The organism is Azovibrio sp., assembly GCF_049658005.1.
In the GTDB taxonomy this organism is placed as follows: domain Bacteria; phylum Pseudomonadota; class Gammaproteobacteria; order Burkholderiales; family Rhodocyclaceae; genus Azovibrio.
The window spans coordinates 1-5,950 of record NZ_JBASOH010000016.1; the positions used below are offsets into that span (position 1 = coordinate 1).

Below are 5,950 nucleotides of genomic sequence, written 5' to 3' on the forward strand. Positions count from 1 at the left end.
GCGCGGAATCCGGGTTTCCCGAACCGTTTCGGCTCCGGCGGCGAATCTGATAAAATCCTTGCCCTTCAAAGGGAAAGGGACCGCCTTTCCCGTTTTTTTGCGGATGCGACGATGACGGCTCAAATTCTCGACGGCAAGGCTCTGGCTCAGGAGCTGCGCGCCGGCTTCAAGGAACGGGTGGCAGCCCTTGTCGCCAGGGGGCAAAAACCCGGCCTGGCGGTGATCCTGGTGGGGGAAGACCCGGCTTCCCAGGTCTATGTGCGCAACAAGGTCGAGGCCTGCGCGGCCGTGGGCCTGCATTCCGAGAAATGGGCCTATCCGGCCGACGTGGATCCGGCCGTGGTGCTGGCCAAGATCGCCGAACTCAATGCCGACCCCAGGGTGCATGGCATTCTGGTGCAACTCCCCCTGCCGCGGCAGTTCGATGCAGCCGCCGTGCTCGAAGCCATCTCCCCCGAAAAGGACGTGGATGGTTTCCATGCCGAAAACCTGGGCGCCCTGGTTCAAGGCAATCCCCGCTTCATTCCCTGCACCCCTTATGGCGTCATGAAGCTGTTCGAGAAAGGCCAGGTCGATCTCGCCGGCAAAAAAGCCGTGGTGCTCGGCCGCTCCAACATCGTCGGCAAACCCATGGCGCTCCTCCTCATCAATGCCGGCGCCACCGTCACCGTCTGCCACTCCAAGACCCGGGACCTGAAGTTTCACACCGCGAACGCCGACATCATCGTCGCCGCCGTGGGCAAGCCCCACTTCGTCACCGCCGACATGATCAAGCCCGGCGCCGTGCTGATCGACGTCGGCATCAACCGCCTGGCCGATGGCAGGCTCTGCGGCGACGTGGATTTCGACGGCTGCAAGGCAGTGGCTGCCCTGATCACCCCGGTACCCGGCGGCGTCGGCCCCATGACCATCACCATGCTGCTGGCCAACACCATCGAGGCCGCCGAACGCGAGGCCGGGCTGTGAGCAACCACCAACCTCTGATCGGCGTCGTCATGGGCTCCGATTCCGACTGGCCCACCATGCAGGCCGCCGCCGTGATCCTCAAGGAATTCGGCATCCCCTTCGAAGCCCGGGTGGTGTCCGCCCACCGCACCCCGGACCTGCTCTTTGACTACGCCGCCATGGCCGGCGAGCGAGGCTTGAAGGCGATCATCGCCGGCGCCGGCGGCGCCGCCCACCTGCCCGGCATGCTGGCCGCCAAGACCGCGGTGCCGGTGCTGGGCGTGCCGGTGCAATCGAAGGCACTCTCCGGCGTGGATTCCCTGCACTCGATCGTGCAGATGCCCAAGGGCATCCCCGTCGCCACCTTTGCCATCGGCGAGGCCGGCGCCGCCAACGCCGCCCTGTTCGCGGTGGCCATGCTCGCCAATGACAACCCGGAACTGGCGGAAAAGCTGCAGAAATTCCGCCTGGCCCAGACCGAAAAGGTCCTGGCCATGAAGCTGCCGGAAGTGTGACCATGATCCTGCCCCCCGCCACCCTCGGCCTGCTCGGCGGCGGCCAGCTCGGCCGCTTCTTCGTTGCCGCCGCGCACGAGCTGGGCTACCAGGTCTGGGTGCTCGACCCGGATGCCAACAGCCCCGCCGGCCGGATCGCCGACCGGCACCTGTGCGCCGCCTATGAGGATTACACCGCCCTGGACGAACTGGCGGAGCGCTGTGCCGCCGTCACCACCGAATTCGAGAACGTCCCCGCCGCCACCCTGGCCTACCTCGCCAAGTTCATCCCGGTGCGCCCCTCGCCCGAGGCGGTCTCGGTGTGCCAGAACCGCATCGCCGAAAAGCGCTTTCTGCGTGAGCATGGCCTGCCCCATGCGCCCTGCATCGCCGTCAGCGCGGCAGACGACCTGCAAACCGCCAACGCCGGCCTGTTCCCCGGCATCCTCAAGGTGGCCCGCTTCGGCTATGACGGCAAGGGCCAGGCGGTGGTGCATGACCGGCAACAAGCCCTCGCCGCCTGGCGCGGTTTCAAGGGCGAGCCCTGCGTTCTCGAGCAACGGCTCAGCCTCGATTACGAAGTCTCCGTGGTCCTCGCCCGGGACGAAAATGGCGAGGTCAAGTGCTTTCCCGTTGCCGAGAACCAGCACCGCCAGGGCATTCTCGACATCTCCATCGTCCCGGCCCGGGCCAGCGCCTGCCTTGCCGGCAATGCCCAGGAAATCGCCGAGCAGATCGCCGCCAAGCTCGATTACATCGGCACCCTGGCGGTGGAATTCTTCGTCAGCAAGGGCCAGCTCCATGTGAACGAAATGGCGCCCCGGCCCCACAACAGCGGCCACTACAGCCTCGATGCCTGCGTCACCAGCCAGTACGAGCAGCAGCTCCGAGCCCTGTGCGGCCTGCCCCTGGGCGAAGTCCGGATGCACTCGGCGGCGGTGATGGTGAATCTGCTCGGCGAACTCTGGTACGAGGGCGGCGCGGCCGATGGCCATTACCGGGAGCCGGACTGGTCGCGGCTCTATGCCATCCCCAACCTGAAACTGCACCTCTACGGCAAGCACCACGCCCGGCCGGGCCGCAAGATGGGGCACTTCACCGTCGTAGGCGAGCCGCTCGATGCGGTGCTGGCCACGGCCCTCACAGCCCGCACCGCCATCGGCATCGCTGATTGAAGATGGCCCTCGACCCCGCCCTCCTGGCCCGCGCCGTCGCCCTTCTTCGAGCCGGCGAGCTGGTGGCCCTGCCCACCGAGACCGTCTATGGCCTCGGCGCGGATGCGGCCAACCCGGCGGCGGTGGCAAAAATCTTCGCCGCCAAGGGTCGCCCCGCCGACCACCCCCTGATCGTGCACCTGCCCGGATCGGCCTGGCTCGACCGCTGGGCCGCCGACATTCCCCAGGCCGCCTGGGACCTGGCGGAAATGTTCTGGCCCGGGCCGCTCACCCTGATCCTGAAAAAGCAGCCCTGGGTGCCCGAGGCCGTCACCGGCGGCCAGGACACGGTGGGCCTCAGGGTGCCTGGCCACCCGCTCGCCCTGGAACTGCTCAAGGCCTTTGCCGATGCGGGCACGCCGGGCGGCATCGCCGCCCCTTCGGCGAACCGCTTCGGCCGCGTCAGCCCGACCCGCGCCGCCCATGTGGCGGAGGAACTGGGCGGGCAGGTGCCTCTGATCCTGGACGGCGGCCCCTGCCAGGTCGGCATCGAATCGACCATCCTCGACCTCTCGCGCGGTCAGCCGGAGCTCCTTCGCCCCGGCTACTTCAGCCCGCAGCGGCTGGCCGAGGTGCTAGGCGAGATGCCCGGCGTGCGTCCGGGCCAGGGCGCGCCCCGGGTTCCCGGCGCCCTGGAATCCCACTATGCCCCGATCACCCCGGTGCGCCTGATCGCCCCGCCACGGCTGCTCGATTTCCTCACCCTGCAGCGCCACGCCGGCAACCGCTGCGGCGTGCTGGCTTACGATCAGCCGGCCCAGGCCGGCATGCCGCACCCCTGGCGCCTGCTGCCCGCCGACCCGGCGGGCTACGCCCGCGATCTGTACGACGCCCTGCGCGAGTTCGACCACCTGGGCCTGGAGCTGATCGTGGTGGAAGCGCCGCCTCCGGATCCCGGATGGAACGCCGTCCAGGACCGCCTGCGCCGGGCGGCGGTGTCAACCTGACTGCATCGGCCTGCGCCTGACTGCAACTCGAAGCACAAGCTCAGTGCAAGGTCTTACTACCGCAACACTGCTTGAATTTACGCCCGCTCCCGCAAGGACAAGGATCATTGCGGCCCACCTTGGGCGCAGCGCGCCGCACCGGAGCCGGAATGTTGCGCCGCGCCATCCAGAAGTCATGAATGGATTGCACCACATCGGCCAGGCTCTCCTGGGCATCCGCCAGCCAGCGGGCCTCTTCCTGCGGCGAAACCCAGGTCTCTCCGGACGCCAGCACGTCCTCCTTGAGACTGCCATTGAGAAAGAACAGGACTTCCAGCTGTTCGGCCAAGTCGTCCCAATGCTCCCCTGCCGCCTCCTGCCAGGGAACGTCGCCCAGATTGGCGCCAAACAGGTAGGCATCCGCCCAGGAGCCGTAATCCAGCGCCCCCCCTTCTTCCTCCAGGGGATAAAGGATGGGCGCCACCCCGCGCTGATGGCCGAGATCATCGAGCACCTGGTTATACAGGCGAAACACCAGACTCAGGAGCGCCTCCGCCGTTTCACGATCGGGAAGACCTTCCCCGCCTATCACCTCCGACAGCCAGACACTGGGGGGCAGGACTTGCGGCCCACTTGCAACGGCGCAGAGAAATGCCTGCAACTGATCCAGGCCCATGGCCTGCCCGGCGAGTTGATCCGAATCCAGCAAGGCTTCCAGCTGCTCCAGTTCGGATTCACTCAGGGGAACATTCAGATTTTCCATGACAACCTCTCTTGATCCGCAGCTTTTGTTCAGGGGAATGCCGGTTTATCGGGCGGCAAACCAGGCCTCGGCGGCGGCGAGCGTGGCGGCGATATCGGCTTGCGTATGGGCGGCGGAAACGAAGCCGGCCTCGAAGGCGGAAGGGGCGAAGTAGTGGCCGGCCGCCAGCAGGGCGTGGAAGAAGCGGTTGAAGGCTTCCTTGTCGCAGGCCAGCACCTCTTCATAGGAATCGGGGCAGGATTCGGCAAAGTACAGGCCGAACATGCCGCCGACGTTCTGGGCGCAGAACTTCACCCCGTGTTTTCTTGCCGCCGCCGTCAGCCCTTCGCAAAGCTCACGGGTGCGGGCCGTCAAGCTCTCGTAGAACCCCGGGGCCTGGACCCGCTTCAGGGTGACGAGCCCGGCAGCCACCGCCACCGGGTTGCCGGACAGGGTGCCGGCCTGATAGACGGGGCCCAGGGGCGCGATTTTTTCCATGATGTCGCGCCGGCCGCCAAAGGCCGCCAGGGGCATGCCGCCCCCCACCACCTTGCCGAAGGCCGAGAGGTCGGGCGTGATGCCAAAGAGGCCCTGGGCGGACCCCAGGCCGACCCGGAAACCGGTCATCACCTCATCGAAGATCAGCACGGCGCCGTGCCGGGCCGTCAATTCGCGCAGCAGCAGGATGAATTCCCGGCTCGGCAGGACGAGGTTCATGTTGCCCGCCACCGGCTCCACGATCACCGTGGCAATCTCGTCCCCGTGCCGGGCAAAGGCTTCGGCCAGGGCGGCCGGGTCGTTGTAGGGCAGCACCAGGGTATGCCGGGCGAGGTCGGCGGGGACGCCGCTGGAAGAAGGGTGGCCGAAGGTCAACAGGCCGGAGCCGGCTTTCACCAGCAGGCTGTCGCTGTGGCCGTGATAGCAGCCCTCGAACTTCACCAAGAGGTCCCGGCCGGTGTAGCCGCGCGCGAGGCGGATGGCGCTCATGGTGGCCTCGGTGCCGGAGGAGACGAGGCGCACCATGTCGAGCGAGGGGACGAGACGGCAGAGCAGATCGGCCATGTCCAGCTCCGCCTCGGTGGGGGCGCCGAAGGAGAGCCCCTTGCCGGCGGCCTGCTGCACGGCGGCCACCACCTCCGGGTCGGCGTGGCCGAGGATCAGCGGCCCCCAGGAGCCGACGTAATCCAGATATTCCTTGCCATCCGCATCCCAGACCCGGGCCCCGGCGCCCCTTTCGAGAAAGCAAGGCACGCCGCCGACGGAACGAAAGGCCCGCACGGGGGAATTCACGCCGCCGGGAATGTGGTGCTGGGCGCGGTCGAAAAGTTGCTGATTGCGGGAAGTCATGAAAGATCCTCGAAAAGTCGTTGATAGGCGGCAGCCCGGGCGCGCATCGCCGCGGGCGGGCCGGTGAGATCGCTGATGACGGCGACGAGCCGGGCCCCGGCCGCTATCACGGGGGCCACATTATCCAGGGTAATGCCGCCGATGGCGCAGGCCGGCACCGGCAATTCCCGCCGCGCCCGCTCGAACAGGGAAAGGGGGGCGCGGGCCGCGCCGGGCTTGGTGGGCGAGGCATGGACCGCGCCAAAGGCGACGTAGCTCGCCCCCTCGGCCACGGCCTGGCGC

General features: G+C 67.7%; 7 protein-coding genes. 4 read left to right on the plus strand and 3 right to left on the minus strand.

The features are described 5' to 3' along the window. Positions 1-111: 111 nt before the first annotated feature. The 4 genes from folD to WBH99_RS01640 are packed head-to-tail and all read left to right on the plus strand — an operon-like array spanning position 112 to position 3,600. Positions 112-966: a bifunctional methylenetetrahydrofolate dehydrogenase/methenyltetrahydrofolate cyclohydrolase FolD gene (gene folD / locus WBH99_RS01625; RefSeq protein ID WP_424218363.1), complete on the plus strand. Its 855-nt coding sequence runs from the start codon at positions 112-114 to the stop codon at positions 964-966. A gap of 29 nt (positions 967-995) precedes the next feature. Further along, positions 996-1,460 carry a 5-(carboxyamino)imidazole ribonucleotide mutase gene (gene purE / locus WBH99_RS01630; protein WP_424218364.1) on the plus strand — a complete coding sequence of 155 codons (465 nt, stop codon included), beginning with the start codon at positions 996-998 and terminating at the stop codon, positions 1,458-1,460. 2 nt (positions 1,461-1,462) lie between these two features. After that, the gene (locus WBH99_RS01635) at positions 1,463-2,614 is read left to right on the plus strand and encodes a 5-(carboxyamino)imidazole ribonucleotide synthase (protein WP_424218365.1); all 1,152 of its coding nucleotides are present in this window, start codon (positions 1,463-1,465) and stop codon (positions 2,612-2,614) included. A 2-nt stretch (positions 2,615-2,616) separates the two neighbouring features. Next, entirely contained in the window at positions 2,617-3,600 is a 984-nt protein-coding gene (locus tag WBH99_RS01640) for an L-threonylcarbamoyladenylate synthase (protein WP_424218367.1), read from the plus strand. Positions 3,601-3,640: 40 nt separating this feature from the next. Here WBH99_RS01640 and WBH99_RS01645 read toward each other — a convergent pair whose 3' ends face one another. The 3 genes from WBH99_RS01645 to WBH99_RS01655 all read right to left on the minus strand — a co-directional run. After that, positions 3,641-4,342 carry a UPF0149 family protein gene (locus tag WBH99_RS01645; RefSeq protein ID WP_424218368.1) on the minus strand — a complete coding sequence of 234 codons (702 nt, stop codon included), beginning with the start codon at positions 4,340-4,342 and terminating at the stop codon, positions 3,641-3,643. A 45-nt stretch (positions 4,343-4,387) separates the two neighbouring features. Then, positions 4,388-5,668, minus strand: coding sequence for a glutamate-1-semialdehyde 2,1-aminomutase (gene hemL / locus WBH99_RS01650; RefSeq protein ID WP_424218369.1), 1,281 nt, complete (start codon positions 5,666-5,668; stop codon positions 4,388-4,390). Then, the coding region (locus WBH99_RS01655) for a thiamine phosphate synthase (RefSeq protein ID WP_424218370.1) at positions 5,665-5,950 on the minus strand (286 nt) is incomplete at its 5' end. The genes WBH99_RS01655 and hemL, both read right to left, overlap by 4 nt.